This window comes from Bauldia litoralis (assembly GCF_900104485.1).
Classification (GTDB): Bacteria; Pseudomonadota; Alphaproteobacteria; order Rhizobiales; family Kaistiaceae; genus Bauldia; species Bauldia litoralis.
The window spans coordinates 231,150-252,976 of the sequence record NZ_FMXQ01000008.1; the positions used below are offsets into that span (position 1 = coordinate 231,150).

19 protein-coding genes and 1 tRNA gene are annotated in these 21,827 nt (G+C 65.0%); 14 read left to right on the forward strand and 6 right to left on the reverse strand.

Translation table 11 applies throughout. The features are described 5' to 3' along the window. The first annotated feature begins 14 nt into the window (after positions 1–14). Both BLT60_RS19030 and BLT60_RS19035 read left to right on the forward strand, forming a co-directional pair. Positions 15–821 carry an aldolase gene (locus BLT60_RS19030; RefSeq protein WP_090878893.1) on the forward strand — a complete coding sequence of 269 codons (807 nt, stop codon included), beginning with the start codon at positions 15–17 and terminating at the stop codon, positions 819–821. Positions 822–873: 52 nt separating this feature from the next. After that, complete coding sequence (locus tag BLT60_RS19035; RefSeq protein WP_090878983.1) at positions 874–1,812, forward strand: dihydrodipicolinate synthase family protein; 939 nt, start codon at positions 874–876, stop codon at positions 1,810–1,812. On the opposite strand, the gene recQ is transcribed toward BLT60_RS19035, so the two are convergent. Then, complete coding sequence (recQ, locus tag BLT60_RS19040; RefSeq protein WP_244521338.1) at positions 1,794–3,608, reverse strand: DNA helicase RecQ; 1,815 nt, start codon at positions 3,606–3,608, stop codon at positions 1,794–1,796. The genes BLT60_RS19035 and recQ overlap by 19 nt on opposite strands. Before the next feature lie 186 nt (positions 3,609–3,794). Beyond that, positions 3,795–4,100, reverse strand: coding sequence for a putative quinol monooxygenase (locus tag BLT60_RS19045; protein WP_090878897.1), 306 nt, complete (start codon positions 4,098–4,100; stop codon positions 3,795–3,797). A gap of 117 nt (positions 4,101–4,217) precedes the next feature. Between BLT60_RS19045 and BLT60_RS19050 the strand changes: the two genes are divergently transcribed. The 9 genes from BLT60_RS19050 (at position 4,218) to BLT60_RS19090 (ending at position 13,393) form a co-directional block, all read left to right on the forward strand. Next, positions 4,218–4,889: a GntR family transcriptional regulator gene (locus BLT60_RS19050; RefSeq protein ID WP_090878899.1), complete on the forward strand. Its 672-nt coding sequence runs from the start codon at positions 4,218–4,220 to the stop codon at positions 4,887–4,889. Positions 4,890–4,916: 27 nt separating this feature from the next. After that, positions 4,917–6,047, forward strand: coding sequence for an isocitrate/isopropylmalate family dehydrogenase (locus BLT60_RS19055; RefSeq protein ID WP_090878901.1), 1,131 nt, complete (start codon positions 4,917–4,919; stop codon positions 6,045–6,047). A 116-nt stretch (positions 6,048–6,163) separates the two neighbouring features. Then, a complete protein-coding gene (locus tag BLT60_RS19060; RefSeq protein ID WP_090878903.1) occupies positions 6,164–7,177 on the forward strand; it encodes a TRAP transporter substrate-binding protein in 1,014 nt (337 codons plus the stop codon). Positions 7,178–7,258: 81 nt separating this feature from the next. Continuing rightward, positions 7,259–7,795 carry a TRAP transporter small permease gene (locus tag BLT60_RS19065; RefSeq protein WP_090878905.1) on the forward strand — a complete coding sequence of 179 codons (537 nt, stop codon included), beginning with the start codon at positions 7,259–7,261 and terminating at the stop codon, positions 7,793–7,795. After that, positions 7,792–9,075 (forward strand): TRAP transporter large permease, encoded by a 1,284-nt coding sequence (locus BLT60_RS19070; RefSeq protein WP_090878907.1) that lies wholly within the window; start codon positions 7,792–7,794, stop codon positions 9,073–9,075. Before BLT60_RS19065 ends, BLT60_RS19070 begins: the two co-directional genes overlap by 4 nt. Further along, a complete protein-coding gene (locus BLT60_RS19075; protein ID WP_090878909.1) occupies positions 9,072–10,109 on the forward strand; it encodes a Gfo/Idh/MocA family protein in 1,038 nt (345 codons plus the stop codon). The genes BLT60_RS19070 and BLT60_RS19075 overlap by 4 nt, the downstream gene beginning before the upstream one ends. Further along, entirely contained in the window at positions 10,109–11,095 is a 987-nt protein-coding gene (locus tag BLT60_RS19080) for an SMP-30/gluconolactonase/LRE family protein (protein WP_090878912.1), read from the forward strand. The genes BLT60_RS19075 and BLT60_RS19080 overlap by 1 nt, the downstream gene beginning before the upstream one ends. Positions 11,096–11,330: 235 nt before the next feature. Beyond that, positions 11,331–12,119 (forward strand): SDR family NAD(P)-dependent oxidoreductase, encoded by a 789-nt coding sequence (locus BLT60_RS19085; protein ID WP_090878914.1) that lies wholly within the window; start codon positions 11,331–11,333, stop codon positions 12,117–12,119. 200 nt (positions 12,120–12,319) lie between these two features. Then, positions 12,320–13,393 carry an NAD(P)H-dependent flavin oxidoreductase gene (locus BLT60_RS19090; protein WP_090878916.1) on the forward strand — a complete coding sequence of 358 codons (1,074 nt, stop codon included), beginning with the start codon at positions 12,320–12,322 and terminating at the stop codon, positions 13,391–13,393. Positions 13,394–13,561: 168 nt separating this feature from the next. Here BLT60_RS19090 and BLT60_RS19095 read toward each other — a convergent pair. Beyond that, positions 13,562–13,638: transfer RNA gene (locus tag BLT60_RS19095), tRNA-Ile, on the reverse strand. A gap of 114 nt (positions 13,639–13,752) precedes the next feature. On the opposite strand from BLT60_RS19095, the gene BLT60_RS19100 reads away from it, so the two are divergent. From BLT60_RS19100 to BLT60_RS19110, 3 genes are all read left to right on the forward strand, one after another. Then, positions 13,753–14,466 carry an SIMPL domain-containing protein gene (locus BLT60_RS19100; RefSeq protein WP_175478531.1) on the forward strand — a complete coding sequence of 238 codons (714 nt, stop codon included), beginning with the start codon at positions 13,753–13,755 and terminating at the stop codon, positions 14,464–14,466. Between the two features lie 96 nt (positions 14,467–14,562). Further along, a complete protein-coding gene (locus BLT60_RS19105; protein WP_090878919.1) occupies positions 14,563–17,334 on the forward strand; it encodes a caspase family protein in 2,772 nt (923 codons plus the stop codon). Positions 17,335–18,129: 795 nt separating this feature from the next. Beyond that, complete coding sequence (locus tag BLT60_RS19110; protein WP_175478532.1) at positions 18,130–19,311, forward strand: DNA cytosine methyltransferase; 1,182 nt, start codon at positions 18,130–18,132, stop codon at positions 19,309–19,311. Here the strand turns inward: BLT60_RS19110 and BLT60_RS25060 are convergent. From BLT60_RS25060 to BLT60_RS25065, 3 genes are read right to left on the reverse strand one after another with little or no spacing between them, the layout of a single operon-like run. Continuing rightward, positions 19,289–19,951 (reverse strand): MAE_28990/MAE_18760 family HEPN-like nuclease, encoded by a 663-nt coding sequence (locus tag BLT60_RS25060; RefSeq protein ID WP_175478533.1) that lies wholly within the window; start codon positions 19,949–19,951, stop codon positions 19,289–19,291. The genes BLT60_RS19110 and BLT60_RS25060 overlap by 23 nt on opposite strands. 4 nt (positions 19,952–19,955) lie before the next feature. Beyond that, a complete protein-coding gene (locus BLT60_RS24150) occupies positions 19,956–20,456 on the reverse strand; it encodes a hypothetical protein (protein WP_139167896.1) in 501 nt (166 codons plus the stop codon). After that, positions 20,425–21,015 (reverse strand): DUF262 domain-containing protein, encoded by a 591-nt coding sequence (locus BLT60_RS25065; protein WP_090878923.1) that lies wholly within the window; start codon positions 21,013–21,015, stop codon positions 20,425–20,427. The genes BLT60_RS24150 and BLT60_RS25065 overlap by 32 nt, the downstream gene beginning before the upstream one ends. Positions 21,016–21,827: the final 812 nt, after the last annotated feature.

The following is a 21,827-nucleotide window of genomic DNA, read 5'->3' on the forward strand; positions in this document are numbered from 1 at the left end:
TCAGGGAGAACTCCATGGCCCAGTCCCTCGACAAGCAATCCACGACACCGTCGGTGCCGGCATCCGCGCGCTCCAACGCGCCGTCGCTCGACAGCGCGGCCGTGCAGCAGGCGCGCGTCGATCTCGCCGCCTGTTTCCGGATGGCGGCGCGGCTCGGCCTGCAGGAAGGGATCTGCAACCACTTCTCGGCGGTGGTGCCGGAGTATGACGACCTCTTCCTCGTCAACCCCTACGGTCGCGCCTTCAGCGAGGTGACCGCCTCGAGCCTGCTGGTCTGCGACTATCACGGCGCGGTGGTCGCCGGCGACGGCGTGCCGGAGGCGACCGCCTTCTACATTCACGCCCGGCTGCATCTCAAGGTGCCGCGGGCCCGCGCCGCCTTCCACACCCACATGCCCTATGCCACGGCGCTGACGATGACCGAGGGCGACCCGCTGATCTTCGCCGGCCAGAGCGCACTGAAGTTCTACGGCCGTACGGCGGTCGACAACGACTATAACGGCCTCGCCCTCGACGAGCGGGAGGGCGACCGCATCGCCGCCGCCGTCGGCGACGCCGACATCGTCTTCATGAAGCATCACGGCGTGACGGTGCTCTCCGACACCATCGCCGGCGCCTGGGACGACCTTTACTATCTCGAGCGCGCCTGCCAGGTGCAGGTACTTGCCCAGTCGACCGGTCGTCCCATCGTTCCGGTCGATCCGGATATCGCCGCGGCGGCGAGCCGGCAGATGCGCGAGGAAGACGGCGAGTCGTCCCGCCTCCATCTCGAAAGCGTCAAGCGCCAGCTCGACGCACAGGAACCCGACTACCGCCACTAGCGGCGAAGCTTGTGGTTGCGGTAAGCAACACGCTCATTTCCAAAGGATGCGACTGATGACCTGGACAGGCGTGTTTCCCGCGATCACCACCAAGCTCAAGGCAGACGGCGCCCTCGACGTCGCGGCGACCCAGGCGAGCATCGACCGGGTCATCGCCAACGGCGTCTCCGGCGTCATCGTGCTGCCGATGCTCGGCGAGAATGCCTCGCTGACCCAGGCCGAACGCGACACGGTGGTGACGGCGGCGAAGGAGGTGGTCGCCGGCCGCGTGCCGCTGCTCTGCGGTCTCGCCGAAGGCTCCACCGACAACGCGGCGGCGGCGGCGCGCAACTACAAGGCGCTCGGCGCCGAGGGGCTGATGGTCTTCCCGAGCCTCGTCTACCGCACCGACCGGCGCGAGACCGTTGCCTGGTATCGCGGCGTCGGCACGGCGTCCGACCTGCCGATCATGATCTACAACAACCCGATCGCCTACAGTGTCGATGTTGACGTGCCGACTCTCGAACAGCTCGCCGATGTCGACAGCATCGTCTGCATCAAGGAGGAGAGCGGCGACATTCGCCGGGTGACCGACCTCTACAATGCCTTCGGCGACCGCTTCTCCGTCTTCTGCGGCGTCGACGACCTGATCCTCGAAAGCGTCGCCCTCGGCGTCACCGGCTGGGTCTCCGGCATGACCAACGCCTGGCCGGCGGAATGCGTGAAGATCTTCAACGGGGCGCGGGCCGGTGACTTCGACGGCGTGCGGCCGCTCTACCGGCTGATGACCCCGGCCTTCCATCTCGATACCGACGTCAAGCTCGTCCAGTATATCAAGCTGGCCGAGCACATGGCCTATGGCGCGCCCGAGGGCGTGCGCGCGCCGCGCCTGCCGCTCGAGGGAGAGGAGCGGGCGCGGGTCGAGGCGGTGATCGCCAGGACCATCGACGACCTCGCGCGCCTCCCGGCTGACCGGCTGACAGTCGGCGGCCCTCACGCCTTCCCGGTGTAGCTGCGGATCGCGTCGAGGAAGGTCTCGCCGAAATTCGCCAGCTTCTTCGGGCCGACGCCGCTGATCCCGGCCAGCGCCTCGGTCGAAGTCGGCTGTGCCCGGCACATGTCCTGCAGCGTCGCGTCCGAGAAGATCACGTAGGCCGGAACGTTGGCCGCGTCGGCGAGGTCGCGCCGCAGCGCCTTCAGTTTGGCGAAGAGGTCGGCGTCGAAATCGGCGGCGACGCCGGCGTCGACCGGGTCCCGCCGCCGCGACCGGCCGCTCTTGGTCTCGCGGATCTCGCGCGAGAAGAAACGCTCCGCGCCATCGTCAACCGCCTGGCCCTTGTCGGTCAGCTTCAGGCTGCCGTAATTCTCGATGTCGATCCACAGATAGCCGCCGGCCACCGCCTGGCGGATCAGGCCCTGCCAATAACTCTTGCCGCGATCCTTGCCGGTGGCGAAGCTCGGCAACTGGTCATGCTGGCGCTGCCCGACCTTGTCGGAGGCGGTGCCGCGCAACACGTCGATGACATGGCCGGCGCCGAACCGCGCGCCGGTCTCGCGGATCGCCGCGAACAGCTTCCGCGCCTCGGTCGTGCCGTCGACGACCTCCGGTGGGTCGAGGCAGATGTCGCAGTTGCCGCAGGGCGCGGTCTGCTCGCCGAAATAGGCAAGCAGCGACACCCGGCGGCACTGGGTCGTCTCGCAATAGGCGAGCAGCGAGTCGAGTCGCTTGTGCTCGCGGTTCTTGTGATCCTCGGCGCCGCCGTCCTGGTCGATGAACTGGCGTCGCATTCGGATGTCGCTGAGGCCGTAAAGCAATTGCACTTCGGCCGGATTGCCGTCGCGCCCGGCGCGGCCGATCTCCTGGTAATAGGCTTCCATGCTGGCCGGCAGGTTGAGGTGGAAGACGAAGCGGACGTCCGGCTTGTCGATGCCCATGCCGAAGGCAATCGTCGCGACCATGACGACGCCGTCCTCGGCCATGAAGGTTTCCTGGTTCTCGCGGCGCGTCTCCGGACTCAGCCCGGCGTGATAGGGCAGGGCGCGAAAGCCGCGCTCGGCGAGAAAGGTGGCGACCTCCTCGGTCAGCCGCCGCGACAGGCAATAGACGATGCCGGCCCGGTTGCGGCGCGGCTCGAGGAAATCGACGAGCTGCCGCCGCCAGTCGGCCTTGGGTTCGACCTCCAGCCGCAGGTTGGGCCGGTCGAAGCCATGGACGACGATGTCGCCCCGGCCGCGAAACAGCTTGGCTGCGATATCCTGGCGGGTCGCCATGTCGGCGGTCGCGGTAAAGGCGGCGAGCGTCGCGTTGGGAAAGCGGTCGTGCAGCGCCGACAGCGACTCGTATTCCGGCCGGAAGCTCGCCCCCCATTTCGAGATGCAATGCGCCTCGTCGACAACGAACATCGCCGGGTCGAGCCGGTCGAGCTGGGCGAGCATCCGCTCGGTCATCAGCCGCTCCGGCGACAGGTAGAGGAGCTTCGCCCGGCCGTCCCGCACCCGCATCCAGTCATCGACATTGGTGGCCCGGTCGCGGCCGGAATGGATGCAGGCGGCGTCGATGCCGTTGGCGAGCAGCCCCGCCACCTGGTCGTCCATCAGCGCCACCAGCGGCGAGACGACCACCGTCAGTCCGTCGGCCATCAGGGCGGGAAGCTGGTAGCAGAGCGATTTGCCGAAGCCGGTCGGCATGACGCACAGCGTGTTGGTGCGATTGATCAGGCGTTCGACGATTTCCTGCTGTCCCGGCCGGAAGGCGGGAAAGCCGAAGGCCGATTGCAGCAGGGCCTGGGGGGCTTGGTTGATGGTCAAGGCGGAACGGCCCCTGGAACGGCGATGGCGGCAAGGATGGCTGGCGCGGTCCGTGACGCGCGCCTCCCGGTGCATAACAGGGAAAGGGCGGCCCGTTCCAACCCTGTTTTGGCCGTCCGCCGCCGATCCCCCGGAATTGCGCCTTTAGCCGCCGCGATCAGTCGTCGCGCTTCGGTGCCGCCACGACTATCGGAGGTCGAGCCCGTCCAGGCAGGCGAATCGCTTCACCGTCTTGGTGACCACCATGTCGCTGGTCGCCTTGTCGAAAGACAGGAAATGCGTTGCTTCGCGATGGGCGTCGAAGGCGGCCTCGTCGGTGTAGATCTCGTAGAGGAAGACGCTGTCGTCATCGCCTTCCGGAAGCAGGACATCGAAATGCAGGCAGCCCGGCTCGTCGCGCAGCGACAGGGCGGCATTTTCCCGCATCAGACCGAGAAAGCCCTCGCGATGGCGCGGCTTGAGCTCAAAGAGTACGGTGATGGCGAAGGTCATTGGGGCGTCGGTCTCCGTGGACGGATGAACAGATGGCACTTGCGTATACCGTAATGCATGCATAGGTTCGCGTGTAAACAGGCATGCGAACCTTTCGCTGACCGACGAGCGAGTGAAATGAAGCAGGGCGCCACAGTCACCCGCGTCGATGACGCGTATGAACGGCTGAAGGACGAAATCCTCCAGAACCGGATGCCGCCGGGATTTCAGGCGCCGGAGCCGGAGATCGCGCTGAGGCTCGGGATGAGCCGCACGCCGGTGCGCGAGGCGCTGATCCGGCTCGAGGCGAGCGGGTTGATCGAACTGATCCCGCGCCGCGGCGCGCGCGTCCTGCCGGTGTCGCCGACCGACATGCGCGAGATCTACGAGATCCTGACCGCGCTGGAGCCCGAGGCCGCCGCCGGTCTGGCCCGATCGCGACCGACGGCCGAAATGCTCGCCGGTCTGGCCGAGGCGACCGACGAGATGGAGGCCGCGCTCGAACGCAACGACCTCGAGGCATGGGCGGTCGCCGACGATGCCTATCATCGCCGCCTGCTGGCGCTGAACGAGAACAGGCGGCTCAGCGCCATTGTCGGCTCGCTCTTCGATCAGGCCCATCGGGTGCGGATGATCACGCTGCGGCTGCGCGCGCCGCCGACCGAGTCGACCCGCGAGCACCGCGAGATTCTCCACCACATCCAGGCCGGCAACGTCGAGGTGACGCGGACGGTTTTCCGTCACCACCGCGAACGGGCGGCCAGGGAACTCCTTTCGATTCTCGAAAACTACCGGTTGCCCGGGCTCTAGGCACCATCAGGAAAAGGGACTGCGCATATGTCATCGGCGTCGATCACCGTTGCTGTCATCAAGGGGGACGGCATCGGGCCGGACGTAACCGACGCCGCGACGGCGGCGATCGACGCGGCCGTCGCTGCGCTCGGACTGGGCGCCGTCACCTATCGGGAGATCAAGGCCGGGGCAGGGGTCTTCAAGGAAACCGGCCGTGATATCGAGCCCGGCGGCGACGAGCGGGCCGGCCAGGCGGATGCGATCCTGCTTGGCGCCATCGGTCTTCCGAGCGTGCGCCAGAAGGACGGGACCGAGATCACGCCGCATCTCCGGCTTCGCGAAATCTACCAGCTCTATGCCGGCGTCCGGCCGGTCCGCGCCTACCCGAACGGGCCGCAAAGGCTGGCCGATCCCCGCGCCCGCGACATCGACCTCATCATCCTGCGGGAATCGACCGAGGGGCTGTTCTATTCCGCCGCCATCCATGGCCGGGCCGAGGTGATCGGCGATACCGAGGTGCGGGAAACCCTGCGGATCACCCGCGCCACCACCGAGAAGCTCCATACCTTCGCCTTCAACCTTGCCCGCAAGCGCAAGGCACGGCGCGGCAAGGCGCTGGTGACCTGCGTCGACAAGGCGAATGTCTTCGAATCCATGGCGTTCTTCCGCCGGATCTTCGACGAGGTGGCGGAAGGCTTTCCCGACATCGAGACCGGCCGCAACTACGTCGACGCCCAGGCGCTCGATCTCATCCGCCAGCCCTGGGCCTTCGACATCCTGGTGATGGAAAACATGTTCGGCGACATCATCAGCGACCTCGGCGGCGGCCTCGTCGGTGGCATGGGCATGGCGTCCTGCGCCGAGATCGGCGACGACGCCGGCCTGTTCCAGCCCGCCCACGGCTCAGCCCCGGATATCGCTGGCCAGGACAAGGCCAATCCGTTGGCCGCCATCCTCAGCGGCGGGCTGCTCCTCGACTATCTGGCGGAGAAGCTCGACCGGCCGGAACTCGCCGATGCCGGGCTGCTGATCGACGATGCCGTCTATCGCGGCTTCTACGAGCGCCTGATCGATCCGATGGAGTTCGGCGGCACGATGGGCACCCGCGACGTGGCGGCCACCGTCTGCCGTCTGATCGGCGAGCCGGAGACCCGTGACTTCCAGCGCAACCACTGAATCCGGCGGTCTAATGAATTGATCGTTGCATAAATCAAAGTATGCATTATTCTCCAGCCAAGGCTTTTGAGCCTTCGGCCGCTTTGGCCGGGGAATACAAAATTGGGAGGGAGGACATGCAGAAACGAAACGCCCATCGCGGGCTCCTGGCCGCCGCCATTGCCGCGGGACTGGCCTTTGGCGTCACGCCGTCGCTCGCCGCGACGGTCCTGAAATTCAGCCATACCGACAATCCCGGCGGGTCCCGCCAGGCTGCGGCCGAGCTGTTTGCGGAGAAGGTGGCCGAGTATACCGACGGCCGCTACGAGGTCCGCATCTACCCGGCGAGCCAGCTGGCCAACGATCCGAAGGCGGTCGAGCAGCTCCAGCTTGGCGGTGTCGATTTCACGGTGACGGCGCCGGGAACCTACGCCACCCACCTGCCGTCGCTGAACCTCATGGCCCTGCCGTTTCTCGTCGATACCTTCGAGCAGGGCTGGGAGCTTTATGACAATTCGGCCTGGGTGAAGGGCGAGTTCGACAAGCTTCCCGAAAAGGGCATCCATATCCTCGCCACCTGGGAAGCGGGCTTCCGCAGCTTCACCACGACGATGCCGCTCAACTCGCCCGAGGATGCGGTCGGCGAGAAGATCCGCGTCTACCCCAACGACATGATCCGCTGGACGATGGAGGCGATCGGCTTCCAGACCGTCGTCATGCCGATCCCGGATGTCTATCTCGGCATCCAGCAGGGCACCGTGTCCGGCCAGGAGAACCCGGTCGACACGATCAAGTCGCTCCGCTTCTACGAGGTCGCGCCGTACATCACCCTGACCCGCCACGTCTACAGCCCGCTGCCGCTGGCGGTAGCCGAGTCGACCTGGGAGACCTTCTCCGACGAGGACAAGGCGGCCTTCACCAAGGCGGCCCAGGAGGCGGCGGCCTTCAGTCGCGAGCTTGTGCGCGGGTCGGTCGACAAGCAACTGGCCGAAATGGAAGAAGCCGGCGCCACGGTCACCGTGCCGGATGTCGGTCCGTTCCGCGAGGCCGTCGAGACGGTCTACGAGCAGGCGCGCGGCGTCTATGGCGATGACGTCGACAAGATTCTCGCCGACGCCAAGGCGATCCGGGACAAGATGCCGGCTGAGTAGCCGCCTTCGCGCTTCCGACGCTGCAATCGAAACGGTCCGGCGGACTTCGGTCTGCCGGACCCCCAATCCGGCGCAGACTCGATGGATTACCGGGAAAAGTATCCGCTCCCCTTGCGACTGGTCAGCCTGTTGATCGACACGGCGCTGGCCGTCGGCGGACTGGCGATCATCGTCATCGTCTTCGTCAACGCCATGCTGCGTGGCGCCGCCGGCTTCGACTTTTCATGGTCGCTCGAGGTCGTCGCCTTTCTTCTGCTCTGGGTGACGTTCCTCGGCTGCGCGGCCGCCACCGCCCGCGGCGCTCATATGCGGGTGACCGAGATCGCGGCCAGCGTCGTGCCGCTGCGGCTGAGACGACCCCTGGCCATCGTCATCGACATCGCCATCACGGTGCTCCTGATCAGCCTCGTCTATTTCGGCGCCGTCATCTCCATGCGCACCTGGGCGCAGGAGACCTCGGTGCTCTATTGGCCGGTCGGCCTTCTCTACGCTTCGATGCCGGTGGGCATGGCGCTGACGCTGCTGTTCCACCTGGCCAATTTCTACATCGATGCCTCGGAGGGCCCGCCGGACGGCGTCTCGCTCGCCGACGACGATACGCGTGAGGCGCACGGGTGATCCTTCTCTTCGTCTGCGCCCTGTTCCTCGCCACCGTCTTCCTCGGCGTCCCGCTGGTCTGGGCGATCCTGATCACCGCGGTGGTGCCGATCTTCGTCTTCGATCTCGGCTACCCGCTGCAGGCGCTCTATCTCAATTTCATCGGCGGGGTCGAGCCGAACCATTTCATCGCCATCCCGCTATTCATCATCGCCGGCGAGTTGATGAGCCGCGGCGGCGTCGGCGTCCGCATCATCGAGTTCGCCAAGGCGGCCTTCGGCTTCCTGCCGGGCGGCCTCGGCTTCGTCGTGGTCGGCGCATCGATGCTGTTCGGCGGCATCTCGGGATCGGCCATCGCCGATTCCGCCGCGATCGGCTCGGTGATGATCCCCAACATGGTCAAGCAGGGCTACAAGCCGGCCTTCGCCGGCGGGCTGGTCGCCGCCGCCGGCACCATCGGCATCATCATCCCGCCGTCGATCCCGATGCTGATCTACGGCTTCGTCGGCAATGTCTCGGTCGCCGACCTGTTTCTCGCCGGCATGATCCCCGGCGTCATCTTCGGCATCTTCTTCATGGGCGTCTGCTACTGGGTCGGCAAGAGCACCGGCTGCGATCCCGGCGGCCGCACCACCTCGGCGTCGGAACTCTGGCGCGCCTTCGTCCGCTCGGCGCCGGCGCTGTTCATGCCGGTCCTCATCCTCGGCGGCATCTTCAGCGGCTGGACGACGCCGACCGAGGCGGCCGCGGTCGCGGCGGTCTACGGGCTGTTCGTCACCACGGTTGTCTATCGCGACTTCCGGTTCGCCAGCCTGCCGAAGCTCCTGGTCGATTCCTTCGTCACCAGCGCCATCGTCATGGTCGTCATCGGCGCGACGACGGTGCTCGCCTGGCTGATCACGCTGGAGCAGATGCCGCAGATCCTGGTCGAGTTCGTCCAGGACATGTCGTCGAGCCAGTTCACCTTCCTGCTCTTCGTCAATGTCGTGCTGCTGATCCTCGGCCTCGTCCTCGACCCGGTGCCGGCGATCCTCCTGACCGCACCGCTGTTCATCCCGACCGCCGCCACCTTCGGCGTCGACCCTGTGCATCTCGGGGTGATCATGACCTGCAACGTCGCGGTCGGCCTGTTCACGCCGCCGGTCGGGGCGACGCTCTATGTCGCGTCGCGCATATCGGGAGTCGGCGTGTTGTCGATCGCCCGCGCCATGGCGCCGCTCTATCTCGTCGCCATCGCCGCGCTCGCCGTCGTCACCTATGTTCCGGCCGTGTCGATGACGATCCCGGAGTGGTTCCGATGACAGCCGCGCCACTCAAGGTCGCCGTGGTGGGGGCCGGGTATTTCAGCCAGTTCCATCTCGCCGCCTGGGCAGGCATCGCCGAGGCGAAACTCGTCGCGGTCTGCGATCTCGACGCGGCCCGGGCGAAGACGGTTGCGGACGCCTTCGGCGCCGTCGCCTACAGCGACTGCAAGGCGATGGCGCGCACCGAGACGCCGGACATCGTCGACATCGTCGCGCCACCGCCGGCCCATGTCGCGCTGGTGCGCGCGGTGCTCGCGCCCGGCCGGACGATCATCTGCCAGAAGCCCTTCTGCCTCTCCACCGGGGAAGCGACGGCGCTGACCGGGGAGGCGCACCGCGCCGGTGCGCTGCTGGTCGTCCACGAGAATTTCCGCTTCCAGCCCTGGCACCGCGAGATCCGGCGTTTCCTCGACGAGGACCGCCTCGGCCAGGTCTACCAATGCGCCTTTCGCCTCCGCCCCGGCGACGGACGCGGACCCGACGCCTACCTCGCCCGCCAGCCGTCCTTCCAGACGATGCCGAAATTCCTGATCCAGGAAACCGGCGTCCATTTCATCGACCTCTTCCGCTGGCTCCTTGGTCCGGTCGAGACGGTGTTCGCCGACCTGCGCCAGCTCAACCCGGCGATCGCCGGCGAGGATGCCGGCCTGATGATCCTCGGCCACCGCGACGGCGCCCGGTCGGTCTTCGACGGCAACCGCCTGTCCGATCATGTCGCGGAGAACCCGCGCACCACCATGGGCGAGATGACCATCGAGGGCGAGGCGGGGATCCTGCAACTCGACGGCGAGGGCCGCATCTTCTTCCGCCGTTTCGGCGAGGCGACGGAGCGCGAGATCCCGGTCACCGCGCCGATCGACCGAACGGTCTTCGGCGGCGGCTGCGTCGCGGCGCTCAACCGCCACGTCATCGCCGCCATGACCGCCGGGCGTGAGCCGGAGAACACCGCCGCGGACTATCTCACGGTAATGGCCGCCGTCGATGCCGCCTACCGGTCGGCGACGACCGGCGCGATGCAGCGTCTGGCCTGATGATCGATCTCGACGCCGATCTCGCCTTCCTCGGGCAGGGCCTGAAGCGGCCGGAATGCGTCCTCGCCCATCGCTCGGGCCTGCTCCTTACCTCCGACTGGACCGGGCAGGGCGGTGTCGCACTGACCGACCCCGATGGCGTCGTGCGGCGGATCGAGGCGCGCGACCCGCCGAGGGAAATGCGGCCGAACGGCATCGCGCTTGAACCCGGCGGCAGCGTCCTGATGGCGGATCTCGGCGCGGAGGAGGGCGGTGTCTTCCGGTTGCTTGCCGATGGCGGGGTCGAGCCGGTGCTGGTGACGGTCGACGGTCACCCGTTGCCGCCGACCAACTTCGTGCATCTCGACGCGGCCGGCCGCACCTGGATCACGGTCAGCACCCGGAAGCGGCCGCGCGACCTCGGCTACCGTGCCGATGTCGCCGATGGCTTCGTCGTCCTGCTCGACCGGTCCGGCGCCCGCATCGTCGCCGACGGCCTCGGCTACACCAACGAGTGCTGCGTCAGCCCGGACGGCGCGTGGCTCTACGTCAACGAGACCTTTGCCCGACGGGTATCGCGGTTCCCGATCGGAGCCGGCAACGCGCTCGGCGCGCGCGAGGTCGTCACGACCTTCGGCGCCGGCACCTATCCGGACGGCCTCGTCTTCGACGGCGAGGGCGCGATCTGGATCACCAGCATCGTCAGCAACCGGGTCATCCGGGTCTTCCCCGACGGCCGCCAGCAGGTCGTCCTCGAAGACGCCGACGCCGGACACCTCGCCTGGACCGAGGCAGCCTTTGTCGCCGGCGAACTCGGCCGCCCGCATCTCGACAAGGCCGCCGGCCGCCGCCTCCGCAACATCTCCAGCCTCGCCTTCGGCGGACCCGACCTCAGGACCATCTACCTCGGCTGCCTGCTCGGCGAGTCCATCGCGACCTTCGCCAACCCGGTTGCCGGCTGGCAGCCGCCGCACTGGGATGTGCCGCTCGGCGATCTCGCGCCCTAGTCGAACTGGATCGATGGACGTCACTGGCGGCGCCGATGCGCCGTACCGTGATCCTGACCGGCGTCCATTTACTGCGAAGAGCCGGGGCTGATGCCGGACCGATCGCGCGCCCCGCTCACAAAGTCTCCCCAGGCCGCGCTGCTCGGCTATAAGGCGTGGCTCGGGACCGGTCCGCAGATCGGGCTCGAGCGTTGGCGAACCATCGATACACCACCTGGAATCGGGAGATAGCGACGTGCGATATGCAAACAAGGCGGTTCTTGTGACCGGCGCTGGCCACGGGATCGGGCGGGCGATTGCGCGTCATCTTGCGCGTGAAGGCGCGCGTGTCGCCATCGTGGAAATCGACGACGATCGGGGCCTTGAGACGGCGAAGCTGATCGCCGAAGACGGAGGCGGGGCCCATTTCGTCCATGCCGACATCACCAATGTGGACGCGGTTGAAGCCGCCTTCGCCGAGGTCATCGCCCGTTTTGGCGGGCTCGACATGCTGGTCAACAACGCCGCCTACAGCGGACCGGGCGACTATGCGCAGATGCGCGCGGACAAGTGGGTCCACGAGATCGACATCAACCTGAACGGGACCTATCACTGCACGGCCGCGGCCGTGGCCCACATGCAGGAAAAGCGGGCTGGCGTCATTGTCAACCTGAGCTCGGTCAACGGTTTGCGCTATTTCGGCAATCCCGCATACAGCGCTGCCAAGGCCGCGATCATCAACCTGACGCAGTCGATCGCATCGGAGTATGGCAAGTATGGGATCCGCTGCAATGCCGTCTGCCCGGGATCGGTTCGCACCGACGCAGTGTCCTGGCAGCAACGTCTCAAGCGCGATCCGAAAGTGTTTGAGAAACTTGCCCGCTGGTACCCCCTGGGGCGGGTTGCCGATCCGGAAGATGTCGCCAGGGCGGTTGCGTTCCTCGGCTCGGATGACGCCAGCTACATCACCGGCGTTGCGTTGCCGGTCGATGGCGGCCTGACCGCCGGCATGAATGTCATGATCGAGGAACTGGTCCTCGAATAGGCGAGTCAGCCGGTATCGGCCGGGAATCCTGACCGCTTCATTCCGATTGGCGACGTGATGTGCGGTGATCGATGCCGGGTCGAACCGGACGGCCGGCGGGTGACGGCGGCCGTCTTGTTGGCAGGGCTGGTTGCTTGGGGAACCTCGGTCGGGATGGTAGGGGTTCATTCAAATCATCGAGCTTCAGGGGCCAAAGGGACATGGGGCCGGATCGCAGGCTGATCGAACGCTTCGGGATCGACCTCCCGATCATCCAGGCGCCGATGGCCGGGGCCTGTGGCTCAGGGATGGCGATCGCTGTCAGTGAGGCCGGTGGACTGGGGTCGCTGCCGTGCGCGCTGCTTGATCCGGCGAAAGCGCGGGCCGAGGTCGCTGCGATTCGTCAACGCACCGGCAAGCCGTTCAACCTCAACTTCTTCACGCATACGCCCGCGAGGCCGGACCCAGCGCGCGAGGCTGAATGGAAGAAGGCGCTTGCGCCATATTATGCCGCGTTTGATATCGATCCCGACGCGGCGGGAACAGCCAACCTCCGGCCGTTCGCCGACGAAATGTGCGCGGTCGTCGAGGATCTCCGACCTCGGGTGGCCAGTTTCCATTTCGGCCTTCCGGCCGCGGACCTGGTCGACCGGGTCAAGGCTGCCGGCAGCCTCGTGGTCAGTTCGGCGACGACGGTTGCCGAGGCCCGCTGGCTGGAGGACCACGGCTGCGACGCGATCATCGCCCAAGGCTATGAAGCCGGCGGCCATCGCGGCCTCTTCCTGACCGATGAACTGGCCGGACAGGTGGGGACGATGGCGCTGGTGCCACAGATTGTCGATGCGGTGAAGGTCCCCGTGATCGCCGCCGGCGGGATCGGCGACGGTCGTGGCATCGTTGCGGCAATGGCGCTCGGCGCCGCGGCCGTGCAGGTCGGTACGGCCTATCTGTTCACGCCGGAGGCGCTGATCACCGATCTGCATCGCACGGCGCTCGGCGAGGCGGGCGACCGGCTGACCGCTTTGACGAACGTCTTTTCAGGCCGGCCGGCGCGGAGCCTTGTCAATCGCGTGATGCGAGAACTCGGACCGATGTCCGACCGGGCGCCGGCATTTCCCACCGCCGGTGGGGCGCTGGCCCCACTCAAGGCAAGAGCGGAGGCGGAGGGCTCAAGCGACTTCTCGTCGTTATGGTCCGGACAGGCAGCGAGCCTTGGCCGTACCGCAGGCGCTGGCGAACTGACCTTGCGCCTGGCCGAGGAGGCGCGCGAGACCCTTGCTCGCCTGTCGCGCTGACGCCGCGCCTATTGAGTCCGTCTTCGGCGGATTGAGGACGCCGGTGCCTGGAAGCAGTCCTCCGGCGACGTTCGGTCGGCCCCGTCGACCTGGAACACAAAGCCCGAACTCCGGAAATGACGGATCTGTTCTGCTCGGGGGGAGGGACCCGAGGACTGCGAAACTGGATGGTGGGCCCGGCAGGACTCGAACCTGCAACCAGACCGTTATGAGCGGTCGGCTCTAACCAATTGAGCTACAGGCCCTGATTGAGCGACGACGGATATAGGAGGAATCGCGGCATCCGGCAAATGCGCTGCCGCAATGCGGCCGGAATGGGTTGGCAGCTTGCCGCCCGACGACCCACAGGAGATCCATCCGTGCGCTATCCCGCCGCCGCCTTCGCCGTCTTGCTCGCCCTCTCCGTGCCGGCTCTCGCCCAGCAGGAGCCGCGCATCGCCACCCTCAACGCCAATGGCTCCGGGGCGGTTTCAGTCGTGCCAGATATCGCCATCGTCACCATCGGCGTCGTCTCCCGCGCCAAGACGGCGCGCGAGGCGCTCGATGCCAACAATGCCGATCTTGCCAGCGTCATCGCCTCGATCCAGGGCGAGGGCGTCAAGGACGCCGACATCGGCACCAGCGGCTTCTCCGTCAGCCCGATCTACGAGCAGAAGCCGACGCGTTCGACCGGCGACGAGCCGGAGGAACTGGCCCGTATCACCGGCTACCAGGTGTCCAACAACGTCACGGTTACGATCCGCGACGTCGTCCAGTCCGGCGCCATCCTCGACAAGGTGGTGTCGGCCGGCGCCAACCAGATCAATTCCGTCCAGTTCGACGTTTCCGATCCGCAGAAGTCGACGGACGAGGCGTTGGCCGCCGCGATCGCCGACGCCAGGCGGATGGCCGAACTCATGGCCGATGCCGCGGGCGTTCGGCTGGTCCGCATCCTCGACATCAATGCCTCCGGCGGTCGGCCGATGTTCGCCCGGGCCGAGATGGCCGACGCCTCGCGGATGGTGCCGATCATGCCCGGCGAGCGCGACGTCACCGCCAACGCCAACATCACCTGGGAGATCGCGCCCAGATAGGGCGCCGGCACCGGTCGAGGAGACTTGGCAAGTAGCAAGGCGGGGCTTCATAATCCTTCATCCAGCGCTCGACGCTGTTCTCGAGGATCGTTGCGAATGACCCTGTTGAAGCCCCTTCATCGCGCTGCTGCCCTGGCTCTCGGCTTCGCCGTTTTCGCCCATGCCCCTGCCGCCTTGGCGGTCGGCGAGCGGATCGCGCTGATCATCGGCAACGGCGACTACGCTGCCGCACCGGTTCTCGCGCAGCCGGCCAATGACGCCGAGGACCTTGCCGCGGCCTTTGCCGAGATCGGTTTCGACGTCATCCAGTTGACGAATGTCGAGGGCCGCGCCATGCGGCGCGCCGTCCGCGACTTCGACGAGCGGGCCGACGACGCCTCGGTGGCGGTGATCTACTTCGCCGGCCATTCCCTGGCGGTCGACGGCGTCAACTACCTGGTGCCGGTCGACGCGCAGCTCCGCCGCGATACCTATGTCGATGACGAGGCCGTCCCGCTGTCGCAGCTGATCGCCGCCGTCGACGGGGCCAAGAACATCCGGCTGGTGATGCTGGCAACGACCCGGGACGACCCGCTGACCGGGACGATGAAGCGGTCGATCCGCAAGCGGATCGTCGTGCCGGGCCTCGCCGCCATCGACCCGACCCGGTCGGCGGTCGTCGCCTATGCGATCGACCAGGGGGTGAATGGCGGCAGCCGCAACAGCGCCTATGCCGCCGCGGTCCTCGCCCACCTCAAGACGCCTGCCATCGGACTGGCCGACTTCCTCGAGGCGGTGGGCGGCGATGTCGAGGCGACCAGCCGCTCGGCGCCCGTCGTCATCGGCTCGGCCAGCGCCACGGTGCCGATCGTTCCGGACGCTGCGACGATGCAGCAGTTGCGCGACCGGCAGGCGGAATCGCGCGAGACCGAGATCGCCGACGCCTTCCGCCGCGCCGAGAAGCTCAGCACGGTCGAGGCCTGGGACGCCTTCCTGCAATTCTGCCCGGCCGAGGGGACCGCCGACACCTTCTGTGCCGCGGCCAGTGCCAGCCGGCTGCGGCTGGTCGCCAGCGGCCGGGGATCCGGCGACGGCCCCGCGGCGGTCGGCGACGGCTCCGGCATCGGCGCGCCGATGCGGGCCGATCGCGCGGCCGTTCCGGCCTACGAAGACGCCGGCGCGACGTGCGATCGCCTGGCGGCGCATTCCTATGACCAGGACAAGCCCGCGACAGTGGCCGGCACGGCGCTGTCGCTGCTTGGCGCAACCGCCGAGGAGGCGATACAGGCCTGTCTCAAGGCGTCCGAGCAGGCGTCCGGCGAGCGCCGCTACGTCTTCCAGCTCGGCCGCGCCTACCACGCCGCCGGCCGCTTCGACGAGGCGCTTGCCCGCTACACCGAGGCCGCAGAGGCCGGCAGCGCCATCGCCATGAACAACCGCGGCCTCCTCCACGCCACCGGCGCCGGCACCCCCAAGAACCCCGAAGCCGCCCTCCACTGGTATCGCAAGGGGGCGGAGGCCGGGAACGTCACGGCGATGGGCAACCTCGCCGGGCTCTACTACAACGGCGCCGGTGTCGAGCGCGACTTTGCGCAGGCGCGCGAGTGGTACGCCAGGGCTGCCGAGGGCGGCAACGTGCTGGCGATGAACGCGCTGGCGCTGCTCTACCAGGACGGCGCGGGCGGGCCGCAGGATATCGACGCGGCGCGGGCGCTGTTCGAGACCGCGGCCGAGGCCGGCTACGCCTCGGCGATCAACAACCTCGCCCGGCTCTACAATTTCGGCCGCGGCGTGCCGGTGGACTATGTCCGGGCGCGGCAGCTCTACGAACAGGCGGCGGATCTCGGCGAGAGCGCTGCGATGGTCAACCTCGGGCTGATGTACGAGAACGGCGAGGGCGTGCGCCGCGACTACCGGACGGCGCGCGGCTGGTACGAGCAGGCGGCCGCGCTCGACAATGCCGGGGCGATGACCAACCTCGGCATCCTCTACCAGTATGGCCGCGGGGTCACCGAGAGCTTCGACGAGGCGCGGGCCTGGTACGAGCGCGCGGCCGAACTCGGCGACGCGGCGGCGATGGCCAACCTCGCCTACATGTATGACGGCGGGCGCGGCGTGCCGGTCGACAAGTTCAAGGCGCGCTACTGGTACCTCAAGGGCGCGGAAGCCGGCAACGGTCCGGCCATGGCCTCGGTCGGCTACCTCTTCGCCAACGGCCAGGGCGGGCCGCAGGATTTTGGCAAGGCGATGGAGTGGTATCGCAAGGGCGCCGACATCGGCAATGCCGGGGCGATGACCAATGTCGGCTTCATGTATGAGAGCGGCTGGGGCGTCGAGCAGGACTATGGCGAGGCGATCGAGTGGTACATGCGGGGTGCCGCCGCTGGCAACGCCATCGCCATGGCCAATATCGGCCTGATGTACGAACAAGGCCGCGGCGTCGAGACCGATATCGGCCTCGCCTTCGACTGGTACCGCAAGGGCGCGGAAGCCGGCAACGCCCAGGCGATGGCCTCGCTCGCCTATTTCTACTCCAACGGCACCGGCACCGAGGCCGACCCGGCGATCGCGCTCGACTGGTACACCAAGGCGGCGAATCTCGGCAACATCACCGCCATGCACAACCTCGGCGTCGCCTATAAGGACGGGCTCGGCACCGAGCGGAACCTGCGCCGCGCCGCCGACCTCTTCATCCAGTCGATGCAGGCGCGCAATGCCTGGACTTTCGACCAGTTCCGCGACCATCCGGAAAACTACCCGGTCGAGGTGCTGGCCGAGATCGAGCGCTACCTTGTCAGTCACGGCCTGATGCGCGGCGAGCCCGACGGCGAGGTCGACGACGAAACCCGCGCCGGCCTCACCGCCCTGCAGCAGCAGGTCGGCGGGTAGGGGCGGGGGCTGCGCCTCCGACGATACGATACACACAACCTGTCATCCCCGGCGCGGGCGAAGCCCGCGGGAAGGGGAACCAGTAACCGATGTCGGTGCAGAACGAAGCGCGGCATCGTTTACTGGATCCCCTTCCCTCGCGCCTTCGGCGCTCGCCGGGGATGACAGGCGAGGGGGCGATCCGGTTCGCGCCATCGCTTCCGGCACGCATCACCGTTCCCGCGACGCGTCTCGCGCCCGGGGCATGAAGGAAGAGAGGTGGCGGGCGCTGGGAAAACGCCAGGCCAGTTCAATCTGTGGGGCGCTTCCCCAGCACCCGCCGCGGCGATTTCGGGCTCTCCGCCCCACCCCGGATGCGGATACCGGCCGACCGTCTCTCGGGTCCCGGCTTCCGAAGGCTCGTTATCGAGCCATCACGCGCGGGGCGCATTGCAGCGTCCCCGGATGATCCTGCCGTCTGGCCGGGCATGACACCCGACAAGTGGCCGTCCGCTATGCGACCACCGGAGACCGGCGGGATCCGGCGGACGGATCAGCGCGCGCACCCTTCACCAATGGCCTGTCTCGGCCGCAGGCAGCCGGTCATAGTGCCGGCCGGTGGGTTACGGGCCTCCCGGCAGTCCGGCTGCGAACCGGACCAGCGGGCGCCGCACCCCGCCCCACGCAGATGACGCCTCATGAGCGCGCCCCTCGACGGGCAGGGATGGATAGGAATATATTCCAGTTTGGGTGGGGTGTCAAGCGACACCGAGCCCTTTGTGGAAATCCCTCGAGACTCGGCCCCGAATCTGGTACTTGGAGTCAGAAAAGGAAGGAAGCCAGTTGAGAATTTGCAGCCTATTCAGCGGAATTGGAGGCTTTGAAGTCGGGTTGCGCAAGGTCGGCTTCGAGGTAGCGTCGTTTTGCGAGAATGATGCCGCCGCCCAAGCCGTACTGGAGGATCGTTTCGTAGACGCCTCGATATTCAAGGACGTCGCCAAGATGAATGTCCTGCCCAATTGCGATGTCGTAACCGCTGGATGGCCATGCCAGGACTTAAGTCAGGCGGGCAAAGTCGCCGGTATGAAAGGTTCTCAGTCCAATATTATCAGCCATCTATTTCGCCTTTTAGACAGCACTCGCACAAAGCCAAAATATCTAATTCTTGAGAACGTCGCGTTCGCTTTGCATCTCAGAGGTGGAGAAGCGATCAAAGACGTTACGGTTGAGTTATCAAAGCGGGGTTATTACTGGGCATACAGAGTATTGGACAGCCGAGAATTTGGTCTTCCTCAAAGACGGCGTCGAATTTTTATCGTAGCATCTAGGGTCGACGACGCAATGAGCGTCATTTTTGATGGTGATTCGCAGCCATTAATAGAAGAATTTCCAAGTTTTTTCGGATTTTACTGGACTGAGGGCAACCGAGGAATTGGATGGACTGTTGAGGCAGTACCGCCATTGAAAGGAGGGTCAGGTTTTTCTATCCCTTCTCCCCCCGCTGTTTGGGATCAGCGAAACGCTACTTTCTTCATTCCTGGCATTCGCGATGCGGAAAAGTTGCAGGGTTTCTCACTTGATTGGACAAAAGCCGCCGAGGGCTTCGGCGGTGAGCGGGGTCGTTGGCGACTCGTCGGAAACGCTGTCAGCCCTCCAGTAGCACGTTGGATCGGGAAACGGTTGAAACAGGATCACCGGAAAGTGCTTCTGGACGGCGAGAAAGCGCTAAAGCCAGCCGGCGGCCGCCACAATATGGCAAGCGGCGGTCCTAAGAAAGTTCCCGAATATTGGCTTACTGCTGTTGAAGGACCAAAAAAACCACGGAGGTCTAATATATCTAATTTCTACTTCCGAGACAAAAAAGCTCTATCTCTAAGAGCTGCGTCTGGCTTTACAAACCGATTGATAAACAGCTCGCTTAGGTGGGATCCCGAATTTATGAAGGATCTCCGTGCGTACACCGGAATTGATCAAATTATCGAAGATAAAGTTGCTTAGTCCTATAGCGATCAATTCTTTTAATGAATGAATTCATAAATATTTTTATTCTGTTGAATTTGTCGATAATATCTTGCGTGGTATATCTTGCGCCAACCGACTCAAAGGTTTCGTGACCATGAGCCAAGTCGTTCCTCATTTTTCTGACGAGTTGAAGATCGCTCCCGCCTAAACAACTTCTTGGAGGCGTCCATTTATATTCTATGCGCCGTATAAGTTTCAGTATTGCGTCATGGTCAACATTTCCCGGAAACGGAGTTGACTCCTCAAGTCCGCGCCAATCCAAACTACCGGGCATGAAACGTGTTACGTCATTCAAGAATTCTATGTGATTCGTTCCTTGAGTGAGTCGGTGATGAAAATGGGCTCGGACTATTTCTTGTTGCCAATATTCCCTAACTGCGCCGAAATCTTTTGCATTGCTCAATATATCGACGCGGAGGGATATAATTGCAGTCCTCGTTGCGAATTCAACGCAGTTGTATATCATTATGAAAGCGGAGGCGCGAGAAGCGGTAATTGCTGATGTGGCGCTGTAGAAACTTCGTCCAGGCTGTCGGTAGTTGTTTTCAAGTGATTGAAGTGATCGAAGAAAGACTGCTACACTCTTTGCCCGTTCCTGGAATTGCTTATGAGGCATAGTCTCAATGCCCCAGCAATTTGTCTCTTACGAACTCTATTCGACCCCGAAGCTTCGGGCCACTATTGCTCGCATCTGTTCGTACTAGTTCGCTAAATTCTGACGATTTGAGCCAACTAAGATCATTGGACAGCCGTTTCGGGTTCGTGCGGAGTGCGAGCGCTGTGCCCACCGTAATGGCTTCAAATCGGACCCGGGGCACGACACCGGTTCGGCCGGGCCGGTAAAAAGCCCCTGGCAAGTGGTCTTTGATAAATTCCATAACAAGTTGAAATTCGGCGCGTTTATTTGCAATCATGCGTTCATCTGTACTGTTGTTTAATGCGACGACGTGCTGATCAAGGAATTTTCTAACATCATGACGAAAATCTAGATAAGAATCCGAGTAAACGAAAAATCGAGTAACAAGCTCTTCGCGTTCGCTTTGGGGATCTAGTCGCCCGCTGATTTTGGGTGCAACAGCGTGAAAAAGCTCAGATCCTGCACATTCCACAATCAAATCCATGAAGGCGCCTTTGAATACACCTTTGCGAACTTCGGCGTCCCGAAGCGTCTGGCCTGACGTGTTTCAGTCGCCGAAAAAGGTCGGCCCGCAACCCTGCTTCAGTCGCGTCGTCTAGAACAAACGCTCGAACCGGAGTGTTGTTAAGCCGCAAGCGAACTGGCTCGGGTAGCTGGTCGAAGTGAAAACCATTCAGAATGTCGAGCTTTTCAAGTTTTTGAAGAGCTAGGTCTCCTCTCGCAAACCGGACCATTGAACGCACCCGCTGGGTGCCGTCCACGATTTCTAGGCGGCCTCTGATATCATAGAAAAATAGGGGTGGAATCGGGTATCGGAGAATGAGGCTCTCGATTAGATAGGATTGTTGCGCCTCGGTCCAAGCAAGTTTTCTCTGGTAGTCGGGTACGTATATGTCCCCCTCAGATTCTGCTTCTTCACGGAATTTGGTAGTAATGATCTCGAATGTGAAGTCGGTTACGATGTACCGGGCCTCACGTCGCGCCTCGTCCACCACTTGCGCAACGACGTCGGAATCTTCCAGGGCGGTGAACAAATCCGTCATACAGCTATTCCGTTTCGGCTGAGATTGTAGAACCGTTGAGCGACGTTTCCGAGAATCCGCGAGATAATGTGTAAGCGCAAGGGAAAATCAGAGCCTTAGTAAGCACCCGCGTCGTCGTCAAACGCTGCCCTCCGCTGGGTCACGGATCACGCGATGCCGCTACTTTTTGCATCCCGGTCGCGCCTCTTGGGCGGCGCACGCGGTCGGGGATGGGCGGTGGTGGGTTGGATCGGCGGTGCAACACACACCACGTCATGCCCGGGCTTGACCCGGCTTGACCCGGGCATCCATGTCATCGCGGTTCAGCTTTCGCGACCGCGTTCATTATGCGTGGCGCGGTCATGGCGTGGATGGCCGGGTCAAGCCCGGCCATGACGGTGGTGGGGCAGGGGCGTGCCAGAACCGCATAGGCCGCGCCGCGCCCGCTCCACCATGCTTCGCATGGTCCCCCTCCCCCGTAAACGGGGAAGGATAGGGCGCTGGTCGCGCGGGCGGAGCGGCGCTTCGCGCCGCGAGTCTTGCGATGGGTCCCGGATCACGCGATGCCGCTTCGCGGCACGCGGTCCGGGATGAGCTGGGGGTGGGTTGGATCGGCGGGCGCAACACACACCACGTCATGCCCGGGCTTGACCCGGGCATCCATGTCATCGCGGTTCAGCTTTCGCGACCGCGTTCATATGCGTGGCGCGGTCATGGCGTGGATGGCCGGGTAAAGCCCGGCCATGACGGTGGTGGGGCAGGGGCGTGCCAGAACCGCATAGGCGCGCGCCCCCTCCACCATGCTTCGCATGGTCCCCCTCCCCCGTGAACGG

Coding starts and splice junctions, on each gene's coding strand:
- BLT60_RS19050 (WP_090878899.1), top strand. CDS start 4,218: ATGAAGCAGGGCGCCACAGTCACCCGCGTCGATGACGCGTATGAACGG.
- BLT60_RS19030 (WP_090878893.1), top strand. CDS start 15: ATGGCCCAGTCCCTCGACAAGCAATCCACGACACCGTCGGTGCCGGCA.
- BLT60_RS24150 (WP_139167896.1), bottom strand. CDS start 20,456: ATGGATTTGATTGTGGAATGTGCAGGATCTGAGCTTTTTCACGCTGTT.
- BLT60_RS19060 (WP_090878903.1), top strand. CDS start 6,164: ATGCAGAAACGAAACGCCCATCGCGGGCTCCTGGCCGCCGCCATTGCC.
- BLT60_RS19080 (WP_090878912.1), top strand. CDS start 10,109: ATGATCGATCTCGACGCCGATCTCGCCTTCCTCGGGCAGGGCCTGAAG.
- BLT60_RS25065 (WP_090878923.1), bottom strand. CDS start 21,015: ATGACGGATTTGTTCACCGCCCTGGAAGATTCCGACGTCGTTGCGCAA.
- BLT60_RS19065 (WP_090878905.1), top strand. CDS start 7,259: ATGGATTACCGGGAAAAGTATCCGCTCCCCTTGCGACTGGTCAGCCTG.
- BLT60_RS19045 (WP_090878897.1), bottom strand. CDS start 4,100: ATGACCTTCGCCATCACCGTACTCTTTGAGCTCAAGCCGCGCCATCGC.
- BLT60_RS19055 (WP_090878901.1), top strand. CDS start 4,917: ATGTCATCGGCGTCGATCACCGTTGCTGTCATCAAGGGGGACGGCATC.
- BLT60_RS19105 (WP_090878919.1), top strand. CDS start 14,563: ATGACCCTGTTGAAGCCCCTTCATCGCGCTGCTGCCCTGGCTCTCGGC.
- BLT60_RS19075 (WP_090878909.1), top strand. CDS start 9,072: ATGACAGCCGCGCCACTCAAGGTCGCCGTGGTGGGGGCCGGGTATTTC.
- BLT60_RS25060 (WP_175478533.1), bottom strand. CDS start 19,951: ATGCCTCATAAGCAATTCCAGGAACGGGCAAAGAGTGTAGCAGTCTTT.
- BLT60_RS19090 (WP_090878916.1), top strand. CDS start 12,320: ATGGGGCCGGATCGCAGGCTGATCGAACGCTTCGGGATCGACCTCCCG.